14 protein-coding genes are annotated in these 17,373 nt (G+C 65.0%); 7 read left to right on the forward strand and 7 right to left on the reverse strand.

Annotation, left to right across the window (positions count from 1 at the left end; all coding sequences use genetic code 11):
* Positions 1 to 8: 8 nt before the first annotated feature.
* The 5 genes from ACEN42_RS16955 to ACEN42_RS16975 form a co-directional block, all read right to left on the reverse strand.
* On the reverse strand, positions 9 to 383 hold the full coding sequence (locus tag ACEN42_RS16955; RefSeq protein WP_081818351.1) for a CpaD family pilus assembly lipoprotein: 375 nt from the start codon (positions 381 to 383) through the stop codon (positions 9 to 11).
* A gap of 7 nt (positions 384 to 390) precedes the next feature.
* Entirely contained in the window at positions 391 to 1,791 is a 1,401-nt protein-coding gene (locus ACEN42_RS16960; RefSeq protein ID WP_371882240.1) for a type II and III secretion system protein family protein, read from the reverse strand.
* 169 nt (positions 1,792 to 1,960) lie between these two features.
* On the reverse strand, positions 1,961 to 2,911 hold the full coding sequence (gene cpaB, locus ACEN42_RS16965) for a Flp pilus assembly protein CpaB (RefSeq protein WP_250484933.1): 951 nt from the start codon (positions 2,909 to 2,911) through the stop codon (positions 1,961 to 1,963).
* Between the two features lie 10 nt (positions 2,912 to 2,921).
* On the reverse strand, positions 2,922 to 3,431 hold the full coding sequence (locus ACEN42_RS16970) for a prepilin peptidase (protein ID WP_051627256.1): 510 nt from the start codon (positions 3,429 to 3,431) through the stop codon (positions 2,922 to 2,924).
* A 71-nt stretch (positions 3,432 to 3,502) separates the two neighbouring features.
* On the reverse strand, positions 3,503 to 3,682 hold the full coding sequence (locus tag ACEN42_RS16975; RefSeq protein ID WP_250484932.1) for a Flp family type IVb pilin: 180 nt from the start codon (positions 3,680 to 3,682) through the stop codon (positions 3,503 to 3,505).
* A gap of 355 nt (positions 3,683 to 4,037) precedes the next feature.
* Here ACEN42_RS16975 and ACEN42_RS16980 point away from each other — a divergent pair, with 355 nt between their 5' ends.
* Entirely contained in the window at positions 4,038 to 4,532 is a 495-nt protein-coding gene (locus tag ACEN42_RS16980) for a DUF6496 domain-containing protein (protein ID WP_371881910.1), read from the forward strand.
* Here ACEN42_RS16980 and ACEN42_RS16985 read toward each other — a convergent pair.
* Positions 4,517 to 5,440, reverse strand: coding sequence for a LysR family transcriptional regulator (locus tag ACEN42_RS16985; RefSeq protein WP_371881911.1), 924 nt, complete (start codon positions 5,438 to 5,440; stop codon positions 4,517 to 4,519). The genes ACEN42_RS16980 and ACEN42_RS16985 overlap by 16 nt on opposite strands.
* A gap of 115 nt (positions 5,441 to 5,555) precedes the next feature.
* Between ACEN42_RS16985 and ACEN42_RS16990 the strand changes: the two genes are divergently transcribed.
* Both ACEN42_RS16990 and ACEN42_RS16995 read left to right on the forward strand, forming a co-directional pair.
* The gene (locus ACEN42_RS16990) at positions 5,556 to 6,326 is read left to right on the forward strand and encodes a transporter substrate-binding domain-containing protein (RefSeq protein ID WP_238213311.1); all 771 of its coding nucleotides are present in this window, start codon (positions 5,556 to 5,558) and stop codon (positions 6,324 to 6,326) included.
* Between the two features lie 10 nt (positions 6,327 to 6,336).
* Positions 6,337 to 7,464 (forward strand): succinylglutamate desuccinylase/aspartoacylase family protein, encoded by a 1,128-nt coding sequence (locus ACEN42_RS16995; protein WP_371881912.1) that lies wholly within the window; start codon positions 6,337 to 6,339, stop codon positions 7,462 to 7,464.
* A gap of 7 nt (positions 7,465 to 7,471) precedes the next feature.
* Here the strand turns inward: ACEN42_RS16995 and ACEN42_RS17000 are convergent, their stop codons facing one another.
* On the reverse strand, positions 7,472 to 8,296 hold the full coding sequence (locus tag ACEN42_RS17000) for a class I SAM-dependent methyltransferase (RefSeq protein ID WP_371881913.1): 825 nt from the start codon (positions 8,294 to 8,296) through the stop codon (positions 7,472 to 7,474).
* Positions 8,297 to 8,443: 147 nt separating this feature from the next.
* On the opposite strand from ACEN42_RS17000, the gene ACEN42_RS17005 reads away from it, so the two are divergent.
* The 4 genes from ACEN42_RS17005 (at position 8,444) to ACEN42_RS17020 (ending at position 17,026) form a co-directional block, all read left to right on the forward strand.
* Positions 8,444 to 9,334, forward strand: a complete 891-nt coding sequence (locus ACEN42_RS17005; RefSeq protein ID WP_371881914.1) for an alpha/beta fold hydrolase — start codon at positions 8,444 to 8,446, stop codon at positions 9,332 to 9,334.
* 177 nt (positions 9,335 to 9,511) lie between these two features.
* The gene (gene uvrA / locus ACEN42_RS17010; protein ID WP_371881915.1) at positions 9,512 to 15,325 is read left to right on the forward strand and encodes an excinuclease ABC subunit UvrA; all 5,814 of its coding nucleotides are present in this window, start codon (positions 9,512 to 9,514) and stop codon (positions 15,323 to 15,325) included.
* A complete protein-coding gene (locus ACEN42_RS17015) occupies positions 15,315 to 15,734 on the forward strand; it encodes an ACT domain-containing protein (protein ID WP_371881916.1) in 420 nt (139 codons plus the stop codon). Before uvrA ends, ACEN42_RS17015 begins: the two co-directional genes overlap by 11 nt.
* Before the next feature lie 11 nt (positions 15,735 to 15,745).
* Complete coding sequence (locus tag ACEN42_RS17020; protein WP_371881917.1) at positions 15,746 to 17,026, forward strand: DUF445 domain-containing protein; 1,281 nt, start codon at positions 15,746 to 15,748, stop codon at positions 17,024 to 17,026.
* Positions 17,027 to 17,373: the final 347 nt, after the last annotated feature.

Genomic DNA, 17,373 nt, shown 5'->3' on the forward strand with positions numbered 1-17,373 from the left:
GCGTCGCATCACTTGCTGTCGCGCGAGGTCGATTTGTCGAGCGGGATCACGCGGCCGGTCTCGTAGCGCCGCACCGCGCTCGCCGCCACCGCCGCGTTCGCCGGCCCGAGCGTCTGCGGATGCACGGCGTCTTCCGGGCGCGCGAGCTGGGCGGCCAGATTCGTATAGGTCGCGCAGCCCCATTGCATGCTCGGGCGGCGGATGCCGGCGTCCGTCAGCAGCGATGGCCGGGCGAGGCTGTCGCAATCGGGCGGCACGGCCGAAGCGCCGTCGTAGCCGATCACCGTTTCGTTCGGCATGTTGCGCGGCGGCTTGAAGCAGCCCGCGGCGGCGACGGCGAACGTGCCGGCGAGAAGAAGCGAAAGCAGTCGTGTGTGTTTCATGACGGGCTCAATAGACGTAGCCGGCCGCGCCGACGAGACGCGGTTGTCCGGCCTGTGCCGGCGCTCCGCCGTTCTGGCGCCGGAAGCTGTATTCGACATCGCTCGACGGCGAGATCAGCGAATCGAGCGGCGTGCGCAGTTTCGATGGATCGGTCGGCTCGACGAGATACGGCGTGACCATGATCACGAGCTCGGTCTTGTTGTTCTGGTAGTTCGTCGACGAGAACAGCTTGCCGAGCACCGGAATCGAGCCCAGGCCCGGCACCTGCGAAACGACGTCGCTGGTATTGCTCTGCAGCAGCCCGCCGATCGCGAAACTCTGGCCGCTCGCTAGCTCGACGGTCGTATCCGCTCGGCGAACGGAAAGCCCCGGCACGGTGACGCCGCCGGTGGTCACGCTCGCGGTCGTGTCGATCTGGCTGACTTCCGGGCGCACCTTCAGGCTGATGCGCCGATCCGTGAGCACGGTCGGCGTGAAATCGAGCTTGACGCCGAACTGCTTGAACTCGACGGTGATCGCGCCGTTGGTCTGCGAGACGGGAATCGGGAACTCGCCGCCTGCGAGAAAGCTCGCCGTCTGGCCCGACAGCGCGACGAGATTCGGCTCCGCGAGCACCGTCAGCAGGCCTTCCTGATTCAGCGCGTCGACGAGCGCGCGGATGTCCACGTTGTTCGTCTTGAAGGCGCCGAGAATCGAGTAGGCGTTGTTGGTCGGCAGATTGACCGGATAGCTCACGGCGCCGTTGGCGCCGGTGATCGGCTGGCTCAGGTTGTAGATCGGACGGCCGCTGAAGATGCCGCCATAGAAGTTGCCGACCGCGTTGCCCATCGCCTGCCAGTTGATGCCGAGCTGTTGCGTGATGTTGCGATCCACTTCGGTGATGCGCACGCGCAACTGCACCTGCAGCGGACGGTCGATCGTCATGCGGTTGACCAGCACTTCCTTCTCGGCGAGAAAGGGCGTCACCGCCTGAACGATGGCGTCGGCATCCGCCGAGTTCGACGCCTGCCCGCTCAGCATCAGCGAGCCCTGTCCCGTCGCGACCTGCACGTTCGTGTTCGGAAAGCGCGCGGCGAGCATGGCGCGCAAGGTGATCATGTCGCGCGAGACGACGATCGTGCGCTGCACGAGCGGCCGGTTGTTGGCGCCGAGCACGTAGAGCGTCGTCGTGCCGGTTTTCTTGCCGAGCACGAAAACAGCCTTGGGCGAGGGCACATGCACGTCGGCCACGGCGGGATCGGCAACGAAGACCGACACGACGTTTTCATTCAGTTGCAACATCGTGCCCTTGCCCGCGTCGAGTACGAGCGCGCCTTGCGCACCGGCTGGCGCCATCGCGTCCGTCATGCCGGGGCGCGCGACGTTCGCGGTCCGCACGGGCGAGGCCGCGCCGGCGTAGGGCGGCATCTTGGCCGGCTGCGCGGCATGCGCGGCGGCGCACGCGACGAGCGCCGCGCACGCCAGAACCGGAGCGATCGACGCTCTATCTGCGCGGCGCGCGGTGCGACTCGAACTGAACTGCGTTTTCATGAATGTGAATCCTGGCGATGGCACGCTTTCGAACGGGGGCACGGTGTCAACGCTCCGCGGGCACGGAGGGCAGCGGCGGGACGCCCTGGCCCGAACCGCCCGCCTGGGCAACGCTCGACGTATCCGACTTCTCGGAGCCGCGGTAGATGGTCACGGTGCGCGGCATGGCCGGCGCGGCGCTCGGTGCGCCCGACTGAACGGGGCGCGTGCGCGGCAGATCGCGCACGGCGCGGGAGATGTCGCCGGCCCAGATGGGCTTGCGCTCGGGCGCCGACGCCCCCGCGGGCGCCGCCGGGTCGCGGCTGACCGTCGCGAAGCTGCGCAGCGCGAGCGACAGGCTGCCGAGCCGCGCCGCGACCGCGACGACTTCGCCCATGCGCGGCGTGACTTCGAGCGTCACGGTGCGGGCGCGGGCCACGGCGACGTCGTTGTCGCCATCGTTTTTCGGCCGCTTGATTTCCGAGCCGACGGCGAGTACGCGCACATGCTCGACCACCGTTTCGCTCGATACCGCGAGATCCGGCGATTCGGTGCGCCGGTCCATTTGCTGGGTGAGCAGCAGGTCGACATAGTCGCCCGGCTGGATCAGGCCGGCGTTGCCGGACACATCGTCAACGGCGACCGAGACCGCGCGCATGTCGGGCTTGAGCGTCGCCGCGAGAAAGCCCGGGGCGCTCGGCAGAAAGACATCGTCGGAAACGAGGACAGCGCCGGCCGCGACCGGATGGCGCAGCAGCGCGCCCTTCAGGTCGGGCGCGCTCGCGACGCCCGCGACGATGGCGTTGGCGGGCATCTCCGTCTTGGGGATCGCCTTCCAGGCGAGATCCTCGTCGCGCAGCAGCAAGCCTTGCGGCAGATTGGCGGCGCTGACCAGCACCTTCTCGCTCGTCACGGCGGGCTTCGCGGTGTGAGAAGCGCTCGCAAGGACGACGCGCACGATCAGCGCAATCAGAAGTGCGCCGACCAGCAGCACGGCGAATTTGATGATGTTGGACATGGAGACCGTCCTATTGCGTCGAGATGAGGTGCAGCAGGGCAGGCAGCACGATGACGAAACCGCCGCCGAAGGCGAGCGCCACGCCGTACGGAACGCCGCGCGCCGCGGAGAACATCGCGAGCGCGCGCAGCGGCACGAAGCGCTGAGAGGGATTCATGTTGCGGGTGGCGAGACTCACGAGCGACACCACGGTCCCGATCACCGAGACGAGCGTCAGCGTGGCGAGCGAAAGGCCGAATCCCACCCACAGAAAGATGACGGAAGCGAGCTTGGCGTCGCCACCGCCGAGCATGCGCGCGGCGAACAGGACGGCGCAGGCCAGAAACACGACGACGGCAAGCAGCAGATGCGAGATGACATCGTCGAGCGGCATGCCGGCGATGAGCGCATCGACGAAAAAGAGTGCGCCGATCGTGAGGACGATGCTCGTCGGCAGACGTCGGGTGCGCACGTCGGTGATCGCGAGCCAGAGCAAGGCGCCCAGCACGACAAGACGAATGACGAGAGACAGTACGGTCACGATGGGCTCGAATCGGGTTGGGTCAGATCGAGGTCCGGGCGTGTGAAGGCCCGGACCTGGGGCGCGACTGCTTAGTTGCCCGCGGCGGCCTTCACTTTGTCGGTCAGATTCGAAAAGATGCCCGTCATGTTGGTGCTGAAAGCGGAGCCGACGGCCACGAGCGCGACCACGACGATGCCCGCGAGAATCGCGTATTCCATGGCGCTGACGCCACGTTCGTCGCGCACGAAGGCTTTCAGAAGTTTTTGCATGTTGCTTCCTTGATGGGTGAGAGTTGGGTTTGCAGTGCCAGCGGGAAGTGCTTACCGTTTTGGATCACATCCACGGCCGCCCAGGCCAAACGCAAGAACACAAGGGCCAAACAGGCCTCGAATTGAATCGACCCGGGTGGTATGGATAAGCGCGTTAACGGCAACGCCTTGACGGGCTTTAACCGATTTGAGAAATAATCACGAGGTCGAAGGGGTTCGCCGAAAGCGCCGTCTTTCGGATGTGTATGCGTTTGCCCGGCATGCCAGATAAGAAGGCAAACGTTTGCAGGCGAGGATGCGGGCACGCACGTTGCTCGCCCGCCGGGGGCAAGTCCACTTCATACGGAGGTCCGACATGCCCGAACAGAAAACCCTCGAGCGCGCATCGAAAGCGAAGCGCGCAGGCAAGTCCGCGAGCACGCAGGCGGGTGCGTTCGTGAAGGAGCAGATCAATCACATTCGCGAAGGCAAGCACGGCGCGAAGTCGGCGAAACAGGCCATCGCGATCGGGCTGTCCGAAGCGCGCCGCTCAGGCGTGAAGATGAAGGCGCCCAAGAAGGGCACGACGTCCGAGGCCACGCGCAAGAAGGCCGCGCAGGACACGAAGGCTTCGCATCGCACGAAGAAGAGCCCCGGCACCGAATCGAAGGCGAAGCGCTCGGCCGCGTCGACACGCGCGCTCAAGCGCGAAAGCACCAAGGCCGCTTCGCACAAGGCGCTGTCGCGTCAGTCGCATGCGGCTTCGAGCCGGCGCTCGGCGGCGGATCGGTCAGCCGCCGCGAAGAAGGGCTGGGCGACGCGTCGCGCCAACGCAGCGAAGGGCTCGCGCACGCGTCACGCGTCGCGCTGAGCCGGGAGCATCCGCGCAAACGAGACGGCCATCGTCGCGAGTTCCTGCGCCGCGGGCGTGAGCGGCACGCCCGCGCGCCGTACCAGACACACCGGTGTCCTCGCGGCGCGTTCGGCGATCGGCACGATCTCGACATGCTCGCGAAAGAACGGATGCCCGGCGAGGCTCGCGGGCTCGAGCCCGATGTAATCGCTCGATGCGATGCAGTGCAGCGTGTCGAACACGGCTTCCGTCGTTGCGGCGATACGTGGCGCCCCGAGCTTCGCCTGCTCGAAAAGCGCCGACAGCTTGTTGCCAAGCGCACCGCCGCCGCGCTGCCGCGTGCTGACCCACTCGGCGTCCTGCAAGTCGCGAAGCGCGTGCGAGCGCCCGAGCGGATGACCGCGCCGCGCGATCACCGCGACTTCGGTATCGAAGAGCGGCGCGGTGTCCATGTCGTGGATGTCGGCATCGGGCGCGATCAGCGCGAGCGCGAAATCGAGGCTGCCGTTACGAACCCACGACGTCAACATGCGTGAGGTCGCACTCGTCAAATGCATGTCGATGAGCGGGCAGCGCTCGCGATAGCTTTCGAGCAATGCGGGGAAGAGGCGCATCGTCGCTTCGGCGGCGAGCCCGAGCGCGACGCGCCCCGTCAGCTCGCCGCGCAACTGGCGCATCTCTTCTTCGGTCTTTCTGCACTCGCCGAGAATCAAATCGGCGCGCAGGCGCAAGCGCTCGCCGACCGGCGTCAGGCGAGCGCCGCGCACGTCGCGCTCGAAAAGCGGCCCGCCCGCCAGCGTTTCGAGCTTCTGCAACTGCTGCGTGATGCCGCTTTGCGCGACATCGAGCCGCCGCGCGGCCGCGCGCACGCTGCCCGCCTCGGCGACGGCCACGAACATGCGCAACTGCGTTAGAGTCAAATCCACGCTCGGCGTCTCCGTCGGGTGATCTCGAAAAGTGATCATGATAAGCAAAACGCCTCTTTTTGCGAGCGTTTTGCGGCCGTACTATCGGTGGCACTAATCGGGAGACACCGCGTTCATGTTCAGACTCAGCTCACTTTTCCTGGCCGCGGCGCTCGTCGCGGCGGCACCGGTTCACGCGAAAGACGCCGACGCCCTGCGCCTCGGCATCGATCCCGGCTATCCGCCGATGGACGTGAAGACGCCCGATGGCCACGTCGCGGGCTTCGACGTCGATCTCGGCGATGAAATCTGCCGTCGCATCGCGATGCGCTGCCAATGGGTCGAGCTCGAATTCTCGGGGATGATTCCCGCGCTGCAGGCACGCAAGATCGACGGAATCATGTCGTCGATGGCGATCACCGACAAACGCATGAAGCAGATCGCGTTTTCCACCAAGCTCTTTCAGTTCCGCTCGCGCCTGATCGCGAAGCAGGGCACGCCGCTCACCGCGAGCGCGCAGGGCTTGCGCGGCAAGCGCGTCGGCGTGCAGAGCGGCAGCCAGTTCGAAACCTACGCGCTGAAGAACTGGCAGCCGGGCGGCGTCGAGGTGGTGTCGTATCAGAGCATGGAAGGCGTGCTCAACGACCTGACCGCGGGGCGTATCGACGCCGCGCTGCTCGGCTCGGTGGAAGCGGAGCACGGCTTCCTGAAGACGCCGCACGGGGCGGGCTTCGCGTTCGTCGGCGAGCCGCTTTCGATGGGCGATCACGGCGTCGGCATGGGCCTGCGCCAGGACGACACCGCGCTCAAGGCGAAGATCGACAAGGCCGTGAACGACATGCGCGCCGACGGCACGTATCAGAAGATCGCGCGCAAGTATTTCGACTTCGACGTGTACGGCGACTAAGGATTCTTCGATGCAAACGAAACGCCATTCACTCGTCTCGACGACGCTCGGCACGTCGCGCGAACTCGTCAGCTTTCATTTCGGCGACGCCGGGCGCGACGGCGAGACCGTCTACATACAGGCTTCGCTGCATGCCGACGAAACGCCCGCGATGCTCACCGCATGGACGCTCAAGAAGCGGCTCGCCGCGCTCGACGCCGAAGGCCGCGTGCGCGGTGAGATCGTGCTCGTGCCGGTGGCGAATCCGATCGGCCTGTCGCAGCACGTGCTCGGGCAGTTTCTCGGGCGCTTCGAGGCGAACAGCGGCCACAACTTCAACCGCAACTTTCCGATGCCGTCCGCTGCCGCGCTGATCGAGCGCGTGGGCGCGCGCTTCTCGTCCGCCGATGCCGCGCACAACGCGCGCCTTCTGCGCGGCGCGCTCGTCGAGCTGCTCGGCGAAATGACCGCGAAGAACGAGTTCGAATCGCTGCGGCTCACGCTGCTCACGCTGGCTTCGCGAGCCGATATCGTGCTCGACTTGCATTGCTCGCTCGAAGCGACGATGCACATCTACACGAGCCCCGCGAGCTGGCCCGCGATCGAGCCGCTCGCGCGCCATCTCGGCGCAAACGGCGTGCTGCTGGCGACGGATTCCGGCGGGCAGTCGTTCGACGAGGTTCATGCGCTGCTGTGGCACGAACTGCGCGAACGGCTCGGCGACGATACGCCGCTCGGCGCGCCGAATATCGCGGCGACGATCGAGCATCGCGGGCAGCGTGACGTCGATTACGAGACCGCCGCGCATGATGCCGATGCCATCGTCGATTATCTGATCGCGCGCGGCGTGATCGATGGCGACGAGAAGGACGCGCCGCCGCTCGCGCAAGCCGCGACGCCGCTCGCGGGCAGCCAGCAGTTGAGCGCGCCGGTGAGCGGGATCGTCGTGTATCGGGCGAAGGTGGGCGCGATTTTGAAAGCGGGCGATCCGGTGTTCGATATCGTCGATCCGATTACCGATGCAGTCACCACGGTCACCACGAGCAACGATGGCGTGTTTTACATGCGTCGCGCGATCCGATTCGTGTACGCGGGCGCGCCGATGGGACGGGTGACGGGGGAGAAGGCGGTGAGAAGCGGGGTGCTGATCGGGGCGTGAGACGCTTTTAGTCCGGCGAAGTCATGAATTCATACGGCTTCGCCCAGTCGGGTTTCTCCGATCGAAACAGAAGATGAAAGCCGCTGTTGAACGAGGCCGCCTTCAATCCGTACTGCGACGCCAGCAGAGACAACGATGTCGGCGTAAAGAACGAGACATGGCCGTTGCGAGGCATGCAGTACCACCATTTATCGATGCCTTCGGATGCAGTATTGTCGGGTACAAAGAGGGTGCTTACGAGCATGGCGCCATCGTCGTCGAGCAAGGCGGCAAGTGTCTGCATCAATTGACGAGGATCGACGCTGTGCTCGAATACTTCGAACGCGAAAACGACACGGAATTGTTCTTGCAGAACATTCGGGTCCGAGCTGCTGTGGAAGGGATCGTAAGAGCGCACGTCATGGAAATCGCGCAGGCGCAGTTGCTGTTCCAGCACGCCCGATCCTGAGCCATAGTCCAGAATTTTCATTTTCGCCAACGCGGAAAATTTCTCGGCGATGGTCCGGGCGTTCTCGTCCGGGCGGGCGAAGACGTAATCCGGATCTTGCCTTACGTAGTCGGCGTTATAGATATGTTCGCTGAATTGCGCCGATGTCCATTCGTCGAAAGCGGAGGTGAAGGTGAAGCCGCAATGCTCGCATCGATAGTAGTAAATGGGCACGCCCGAGTACGGATCGACTTTCTTTCCTGCGGCGTGGTCGGCGCCGCCGCGTGACAAGTCGACCACTCCGCACAGCGCACTTGGACCGTCGCAGCACTTGCATCGTGCAGCGGGAGAGACGGAAAACATTCCTTTAACCAAGGGTCGAACTCCGACATAAATTTCGATCATAGCACTTCGTATCACGAACGAAAATTTGACACACGGGACAGGCCTTTCAACACCGTAGTCCGTTGTTGTCGCACCCTTGAATCCGGCCCGCGACTCACGTACGCGACTCGCTTTAGAATGGCTTTTTCCTCAAGCAGGAGTCTCGCCATGCTGGACTTCGCACGCCACGCCCGCACGCCGACGCTCGATATCGCCTACGCCGATTCCGGTCCTGCCGATGGTCCCATCGTTCTCCTGATCCACGGCTGGCCCGATGCGGCGCGCGCATGGAACGCGGTCGCCGCGCGGCTCAACGAAGCCGGCTATCGCAGCATCGTCCCGGAGTTGCGCGGCGCGGGCGGCACGCGCTTCTTGCGCGATGACACCGTGCGCGACGGCTCGGGCGTCGCGCTCGCGAACGATGCCGTCGATCTCGCCGATGCGCTCGGCATCGCGCAATTCGATGTCGTCGGTCACGACTGGGGCGCGCGCGCCGCGTACACGATCTCCGCGCTGTTTCCGGATCGCGTGCGCCGCATGGCCGCGCTCGCGCTCGCCTATCAGCCGCGCGGCGTCTTCGAATTGCCGGATTTCTCGCAGGCGCGGCGCTTCTGGTATCAATGGTTCATGTCGCTCGATGGCGGCCCGGATGCCGTCGCCGCCGATCCCAAAGGCTTTGCGCGCATCCAGTGGGAAACATGGTCGCCGTCCGGCTGGTTCGACGAAGCCGAATTTGCGGCGACCGCGCGCGCCTTCGAAAATCCCGACTGGGTGCCGATCACACTGAACGCATACCGACGTCGCTGGCGCGGCGACCAGCCGTCCGATCCGGCGCTCGCCGAACTGTATGCGCGGCTCGCGACGATCGAACGCATCGGCGTGCCCGCGTTGATGATCCAGGGCGGCGCGGATTCCTGCGACGAACCGGCGAGCTCGGAAGGGCAGGACAAGTATTTTCCGGCGGGATACCGGCGCGTGGTCATCGACGGCGCGGGGCATTTTCCGCTGCGCGAGGCGCCGGACGCCGTCGCGGATGCCGTCATCGCGCATCTGAAGTGAGCCGCCGATCAGGCGAGCGTCTTGCGCACCGAAGCGGACACCTCTGACACGTTTGGCGACAAACACTGTATGCGTGTACAGTACTGTTCGCTATGGCGGCCACGCACTTCCGAACACTCGTGCAAGCTCGCCCAAGGCTTTCAGAGAGCCGCCTAACCTATTGAACCGGTTGAAAAATTGGCATCGAACAACGCAATCCGCATTCGCGGCGCACGTCAGCACAACCTCAAGAATCTCGATCTCGACCTGCACACCGGCCAGATGACGGTCGTGACGGGGCCATCCGGTTCGGGCAAGTCGAGCCTCGTGTTCGATACGCTCTACGCGGAAGGCCAGCGCCGCTACGTCGAGACCTTCAGCGCGTATGCGCGCCAGTTTCTCGACCGGATGGACCGCCCGCAGGTCGATCGCGTGGACGGCGTGCCGCCCGCCATCGCCATCGACCAGACGAATCCGGTGCGCAGCTCGCGTTCGACAGTCGGCACGATGACCGAGCTGAACGATCACCTGAAGCTGTTCTACGCGCGCGCCGCCGAGCTCTTCGACAAGAAGACGTCGCAGCGCGTGCGCCACGACACGCCCGAAACGATCTACGCGGAGCTGCTCGAACGCACGCGCGCCGACGATCCGCGTCTCGCGATCACGTTTCCCGTCGAACTGCCCGATACCGCGAGCGACGAGGAAGTCGCGCAATGGCTATCCGCGAGCGGCTATACGCGCGTGCAGGCCAAGCGCCATATCCAGACGGAATCCGGCGCGCGGCAGATGCTCGATGTCGTCGCGGATCGCTTTCGCCTGCAGAACACGGAGCGCTCGCGTGCGCTGGAGGCGATCGAAAGCGCGTTGCTGCGCGGCACCGGCCGCGTCGATGTCTACGTGCTGAAGGAGGACGCGGAGCCGGAAATCTGGCGCTTCTCCACCGGTCTGCACAGCCCGGAAAGCGATCTGCGCTACGCGGACCCGCAGCCGGCGCTGTTCTCGTTCAATTCGGCCTACGGCGCGTGCGAAACGTGCCGCGGGTTCGGCCGCGTGATCGGCGTCGATTACGGGCTCGTGATCCCGGACGACAAGAAGACGCTGCGCGAAGGCGCGGTCAAGACGTTGCAGACGCCCGCGTGGAAAGAGAACCAGGACGATCTCGTGAAGTACGGCACGAAGGCGGGCATCCGGCTCGGCGTGCCCTGGAAGGATCTCACGCAGGAAGAGCGCGACTGGGTCATCAAGGGCTCGCCCGACTGGACCGGCAAGTGGCAGAACCAGTGGTACGGCGTGCAGCGCTTCTTCGACTATCTGGAGTCGAAGGCGTACAAGATGCATATCCGCGTGCTGCTGTCGAAATATCGCAGCTATACGACGTGCCCGGTTTGCGCCGGCGCGCGCCTGAAAACCGAGTCGCTGCTGTGGCGTCTCGGCACGAAGGAGCAGGCCGACGCGGTGTTGCCGCCGTCGAATCGCTTGATGCCGGAAGGCGTCGATTGGACGCGCGCGCAACTCGAAGCGCTGCCGGGTCTCACGGTCCACGATCTGATGCTGATGCCGATCGAGCGCATCCGCCGCTTCTTCGATTCGCTGACGCTGCCTTCGACCTTGCTCGACGAAGCGCTCAAGCTGCTGCACGCGGAAGTGCGCACGCGTCTGAAATATCTCTGCGATGTCGGCCTCGGTTATCTGACGCTCGATCGCCAGAGCCGCACGCTGTCCGGTGGCGAAGTGCAGCGCATCAACCTGACGACCGCGCTCGGCACGTCGCTCGTGAACACGCTCTTCGTGCTCGATGAACCGAGCATCGGCCTGCATCCGCGCGATCTGAACCGCATCGTCGAGGCGATGCACCGGCTGCGCGACGCGGGCAATACGCTCGTCGTCGTGGAGCATGATCCCTCAGTGATGCTCGCGGCGGATCGTCTCATCGACATGGGACCGGGACCGGGCGAGCGCGGCGGGCAGATCGTCTACGACGGCGCACCCGACGACATTCAAGGCACCGACACCCTGACCGGCGCGTATCTCGGCGGCCGCAAACATGTCGCGCATGCGTCGAACTGGAACCGGCGCGTCGTCGATGCGAACACGCCGCGTCTCACGCTCGAAGGCGCGAGCGATCACAACCTGCAGGACGTGACGGTCGATATTCCGCTGCAACGTCTCGTCTGCGTGACAGGCGTTTCCGGCTCGGGCAAATCGACGTTGATTCAGGACGTGCTCGCGCCCGCACTGATGCGCCATTTCGGCAAGGCGACGGAAACGCCCGGCGCGTTTCGCGCATTGAAGGGCGCGGAGGATCTGAGCGATGTCGTGTTCGTCGACCAGTCGCCGATCGGGCGCACGGCGCGCTCGAATCCGGCGAGCTATGTCGGCGCGTTCGATGAAATCCGCAAGCTCTACGCGAAGGCGCCGCTCGCTTTGCAGCGCGGTTATAGCGCGAGCATGTTCAGCTTCAACTCGGGCGACGGACGCTGCCCGACATGCGGCGGCTCGGGCTTCGAGCACGTGGAAATGCAGTTCCTGAGCGACGTTTATCTGCGCTGCCCGGATTGCGACGGAAGGCGTTATCGCGCTGAAGTTCTCGAAGTGAAGATCGAGCGCGGCGATCGTCAATTGAGCGTCGCCGATGTGCTCGAACTGACGGTCAGCGAAGCCGTCGCGCTCTTCGCAAACGACAAGGAAGTGCTGCGCGTGCTGCAGCCGATCGTCGATGTGGGTCTCGAATACGTGAAGCTCGGCCAGCCCGTGCCGACGCTTTCAGGCGGCGAGGCGCAGCGTCTGAAGCTCGCGGGTTTCCTCGCTGAAACATCGCAAGCCAAAACAAGCGAAAGCCGCCTTTTCATGTTCGACGAGCCGACCACCGGTCTGCATTTCGACGACATCGCCAAGCTGATGCAGGCGCTGCGCCGACTGCTGGAGCGCGGGCATTCGCTGATCGTCATCGAACATAACCTCGATGTGATTCGCGCGGCCGACTGGATCATCGATCTCGGTCCCGAAGGCGGGGATGGCGGCGGACAGGTCGTGTGCGTCGGCACGCCCGATGACGTGGCCGCTTGCGAGCAGTCGCATACGGGCCGCGCATTGATCGAATACGAAGAAGCGATGGCGCCCGGCGCGGCGGAAAAGCGCGCGGGCGTGCCGCTGCAACTCGCGGCGGAAGTCGCGAGCGCGCGGCGCGCATTGCAGGGCGAGGACGTCGTGCGCATCGTCAACGCGCGCGAGCACAATCTGAAGTCGCTCGATGTCGATATCCCGCATAACAAGTTCAACGTCGTGACGGGCGTGTCCGGCTCGGGCAAATCGACGCTCGCGTTCGACATCCTCTTTCACGAAGGCCAGCGGCGTTACCTCGAATCGCTGAATGCGTATGCGCGTTCCATCGTGCAGCCCGCGGGCCGTCCCGAAGTCGATGCCGTCTACGGCATTCCGCCGACCGTCGCGATCGAGCAGCGTCTGTCGCGCGGCGGGCGCAAGTCCACGGTGGCGACGACATCGGAAGTCTGGCACTTCCTGCGTCTCCTGTACGTGAAGCTCGGCATCCAGCATTGCATCCACGACGGCACGCCGGTGCAGTCGCAAAGCTCGGAATCGATCGCCGCGCAGATCATGCGCGATTTCAAGGGGCAGCATGTCGGGCTGCTCGCGCCGCTCGTCGTGAACCGCAAAGGCGTGTACACCGATCTCGCGAAATGGGCGAAGGCGCGCGGCAACACGCATCTGCGCGTGGACGGCGAATTCCTGCCGGTGAGTCCGTGGCCGAAGCTCGATCGATTCCGCGAACATACGATCGAATTGCCGGTGGCGGATCTCGTCGTATCGGCGGACAACGAGGCCGATCTGCGCCGCCTGCTCGACGAAACGTTGGAGATCGGCAAGGGCGTGATGCATCTGTGCGCGCCGCTCGACGATCTGCATGGCTCGTGGCAGGACGGCGCGCGTCGCGGCAAAGAAGAAACCCGCGTGTTCTCGACGAAGCGCGCGTGCCCTGTGTGCGGCACGAGCTATCCCGAACTCGATCCGCGCATGTTCTCGTACAACAGCAAGCACGGCTGGTGCAATACATGCGTCGGCACGGGCGTGAAGCTCACGCGCGAACAGCGCGCCGCATTCGATGACACCTTGTTCGCGCAGGACGATCGCGGGCGCGAGCAGAGCATCGGCTCGGTGGATCAGGAACCGGACGATATCGTCGATCAGCCGTGCCCGGACTGCGAAGGCACGCGTCTGAACGAGGTCGCGCGCGCCGTGACCTTCGGCGATTATCCGATCACGGAAGTCGGACGCTGGACCGTGAGCGATACGCGCGAGTGGATCGCCGCGTTGAAGCTGACAGGCCGCGATGCGGATATCGCGCGCGACGTGATCAGCGAAATCGAAGGCCGTCTGCAGTTTCTCGAAGAAGTCGGGCTCGGCTATCTGAGCCTCGATCGCGCCGCGCCGACTCTTTCCGGCGGCGAAGCGCAACGCATTCGCCTCGCCGCGCAGCTCGGCAGCAATCTGCAAGGCGTGTGCTATGTGCTCGATGAGCCGACCATCGGTCTGCATCCGCGCGACAACCTCATCCTGCTTTCAGCGCTGAAGAAGCTGAACGACAAGGGCAATACGCTCGTCGTCGTCGAGCATGACGAGGACACGATTCGCCGCGCGGATCACATCATCGATATCGGGCCGGGCGCGGGCAAGCGCGGCGGCACGGTGGTCGCGCAAGGCACCGTGACGGATCTCGCGGCGCACGAGGCGTCGCTGACGGGCCAGTTCCTCGCGAACCCGATCGTGCATCCGTTGCAGCCGCGCCGCGAAGTGCGTGCCGGGACCGCGAAGCGTCCGGCGACGCCCGAACAATGGCTCACGGTCGAAGGCGCGACGCTGCACAACCTGCGCAACGTGACGGCGAGCATGCCGCTGAATCGCCTCGTCGCGATCACGGGCGTGTCGGGCTCGGGCAAGTCGACGCTCGCGCGCGACGTGCTGATGACCAATCTGCTCGATGCGGTCGGCCGCTCGGTGCTGTCGTCGCCCGCGGTGCGGCGCGCGCGCAAGGCGGCGCAGTCCGATGCACCCGTCACGCGATCGCGCGCCAGCGTGCTCGCGCGCGAGGCGCCGCGTCCGAAGTTCGATGTCGCGCACGCGTGGCAGGGTTGCCGTGGCGTGACCGGTTTCGAGGCGATCGACCGCGTGCTTGAAGTCGATCAGACGCCGATCGGCAAGACGCCGCGCTCGTGTCCGGCGACCTACATCGGCATGTGGGACACGATCCGCAAGCTGTTCGCCGATACGCTCGAAGCCCGCGCGCGCGGCTATACGCCGTCGCGCTTCTCGTTCAACACGGGCGAAGGGCGCTGCCCGGCGTGCGAAGGCCAGGGCGTGCGCACCATCGCAATGAGCTTCCTGCCCGACGTGAAGGTGCCGTGCGACGTCTGCCACGGACAGCGCTTCAATCCGGAGACGCTCGCGGTGACCTGGCGCGGCAAGAACATCGGCGAAGTGCTGACGATGGAGATCGACGAGGCCGTCGAATTCTTCGCGTCGATGCAGAGCATCGCGCATCCGTTGCAATTGCTGCGCGATGTCGGCCTCGGTTATCTGACGCTCGGCCAGCCTTCGCCGACGCTGTCGGGCGGCGAGGCGCAACGCATCAAGCTCGTCACCGAGTTGTCGAAAGTGCGCGACGACATCACGCGGCGCGGCCAGAAGCCGCCGCATACGCTTTACGTGCTGGATGAACCGACCGTCGGGCTTCACATGGCGGACGTCGCGAAGCTGATCCGCGTGCTGCATCGGCTGGTGGATGGCGGGCATAGCGTGATCGTCATCGAGCACGATCTCGATGTGATCGCCGAAGCCGACTGGGTGCTCGATCTCGGGCCGGAAGGCGGCGTGAATGGCGGCACGATCGTCGCGGCGGCGGACCCGGACACGCTCGCGACGCATCCGCGCAGCCACACGGGCGCGGCGCTGCGGCCGGTTCTGGGACGCACACGCGAGGCCGAGAATGCTGCGTGATCTCGATACGCTGATCGCATCGATGCAACCCGAGCTTCAAGCGGGCGTCTACGTGTTCGCCTCGTTGCCGCACGATGCGGTGACGAGCGGCGGGGGCATCGTCGCGACGTTTCGCGAGCGCGAAGGATTGACGGTCGTGATGGAGGAGCGCGCGGCGCAGGCGGCGGGCATCGCGCCGCTGTTTCGCGCGGCGTGGATCACGCTGACCGTGCATTCGGATCTGAACGCGGTCGGTCTGACGGCGGCATTCGCGCGTGCGCTCGGCGACGCGAATATCAGTTGCAATGTGATCGCAGCGGCGTACCACGATCACATCTTCGTTCCCGTCGATGATGGCGAGCGGGCCGTCGATGTCCTGCGGGATTTGCAGCGCACTGCTGGTAAGCTTTCGGCCTCACCAAAACCATGAAATCGACATAGATGGAAACGCAGGACAAAGCCGTCGCGCTGAAAAGAATGAAATGGTTCGCCGCCGCGTTGCTCGTCGCGGCGGGTTGCCTGTTCGCGCTCGCGAAAAGCCAGCACGATGCGGGCGTATGGGCATGGGTATCGTCGTTCGCGGAAGCCGCGATGGTCGGCGCGCTCGCGGACTGGTTCGCGGTCGTCGCGTTGTTTCGCCATCCGCTCGGCGTGCCAATTCCGCACACGGCGATCCTGCCGGCGAACAAGGCGCGCGTCGCGGACAACCTGGCCGTATTCGTGCGGGACCGTTTTCTCGGCACCGATGCGCTCGTCGCGCGGGTGAACGCGTTCGATCCGGCGAGCCGTCTGTCGACGTGGCTCGCGGAGCCGAAGAATTCGGAGCTGCTCGGCAAGAAGGCGGTGACGGCGGTCGGCCAGTTGCTGTCTTTCGTCGACGATGAACGCGTCAAGACGATGCTCTACGACACGCTGCGCCGTCGCGCCGATTCATTCGATCTCGCGAGCGCGGCGGGCAGCGTGCTGTCGACGCTGACCTCCGACCGTCGGCATCAACTGTTGCTCGATGAAGGTCTGAAGCAGATGGCCGCGTGGCTCGACAAGCCCGAGGTGCAGGAGATGCTGGCGACGCGCATCGTCGCGGTGGCGGGCGAAGAGTATCCGAAGCTCATCGGCATGCTGGGTTTCGTCGGACTGAACGCGGAGGATCTCGGCAACAAGTTCGCGGCGGGTCTGGTGCGCGGCGCGAATCAATGGCTGCACGACGTGAGCAGCGATCCGGAGCACGAGCGCCGCAAGGCTTTCGATGCGGCCGTGGAGCGATTCGTCGGGCGGCTGAAGACGGATCCTTCGTTCAAGGCGCGCATCGACGAGCACAAGCGTGAATGGCTCGAGCGGCCTGAACTGCGCGGTTATGTGAACGGGCTGTGGGACGAGTTCATCGCGTGGCTCGATGCGGATATCAAGCGGCCGGATTCGGCGCTGCACGCGAAGGTCGTGGCGATGGCGGGAGGGTTTGCCGAAGCGCTCGGCAGTGATCCGGCGTTGCGCGATTCGATCAACGAGCATATGCGCGATGCGTTGAAGGCGCTGGCGCCGGAGTTGCGGGATGGGATCGCGAAGCATATTGCCGCGACGGTCAAGCAGTGGGATGACGCGACTCTTGTGAGGGACGTCGAGCTCAATATCGGGCGGGATTTGCAGTTTATTCGGGTGAATGGGACGCTGGTGGGGGGAGCGGTGGGGATTTTGATTCACGCCGTGATGGTTTGGGTGGGGTGACGGGTTTGGTTTTGGGTTCGCCGGATCCCGTTATCGCGGTGGTCTATTAGCACTGCCCCCGTGCGGGGCGGCAGTCACTTTCTTTGCTGCTGCAAAGAAAGTAACCAAAGAAAGCAGCTCGTTTAAGCCCGCGGTCACACGCAGTTTGGCCATGCTTGCCAGCCGCATGTGGCACTCGCCTAAGTGTCGCCCTCACAGGCCCAATCGGGCTTGGCTCGCGCACGGTCTGCCGCATCGCATCGCTTGCGTTATTGGTTCAGCACCAAATGGCTCCGGCCCGCTTCGCTGCCGATGGGTCAATCGGGTCCGCGCGTGCTTTCGTGCTGACATCGCCATCAATGCACTGC

The sequence above is a fragment of the Caballeronia sp. S22 genome (genome assembly GCF_964261745.1).
GTDB classification, from domain to species: Bacteria; Pseudomonadota; Gammaproteobacteria; order Burkholderiales; family Burkholderiaceae; genus Caballeronia; species Caballeronia jiangsuensis.

Bases quoted from the DNA above. Each gene is read 5' to 3' on its own strand.
- ACEN42_RS16955 (WP_081818351.1), bottom strand. From the start codon at position 383: ATGAAACACACACGACTGCTTTCGCTTCTTCTCGCCGGCACGTTCGCC.
- ACEN42_RS16960 (WP_371882240.1), bottom strand. From the start codon at position 1,791: ATGCCGCCCTACGCCGGCGCGGCCTCGCCCGTGCGGACCGCGAACGTC.
- cpaB (WP_250484933.1), bottom strand. From the start codon at position 2,911: ATGTCCAACATCATCAAATTCGCCGTGCTGCTGGTCGGCGCACTTCTG.
- ACEN42_RS16975 (WP_250484932.1), bottom strand. From the start codon at position 3,682: ATGCAAAAACTTCTGAAAGCCTTCGTGCGCGACGAACGTGGCGTCAGC.
- ACEN42_RS16980 (WP_371881910.1), top strand. From the start codon at position 4,038: ATGCCCGAACAGAAAACCCTCGAGCGCGCATCGAAAGCGAAGCGCGCA.
- ACEN42_RS16990 (WP_238213311.1), top strand. From the start codon at position 5,556: ATGTTCAGACTCAGCTCACTTTTCCTGGCCGCGGCGCTCGTCGCGGCG.
- ACEN42_RS16995 (WP_371881912.1), top strand. From the start codon at position 6,337: ATGCAAACGAAACGCCATTCACTCGTCTCGACGACGCTCGGCACGTCG.
- ACEN42_RS17000 (WP_371881913.1), bottom strand. From the start codon at position 8,296: ATGATCGAAATTTATGTCGGAGTTCGACCCTTGGTTAAAGGAATGTTT.
- ACEN42_RS17005 (WP_371881914.1), top strand. From the start codon at position 8,444: ATGCTGGACTTCGCACGCCACGCCCGCACGCCGACGCTCGATATCGCC.
- ACEN42_RS17015 (WP_371881916.1), top strand. From the start codon at position 15,315: ATGCTGCGTGATCTCGATACGCTGATCGCATCGATGCAACCCGAGCTT.
- ACEN42_RS17020 (WP_371881917.1), top strand. From the start codon at position 15,746: ATGGAAACGCAGGACAAAGCCGTCGCGCTGAAAAGAATGAAATGGTTC.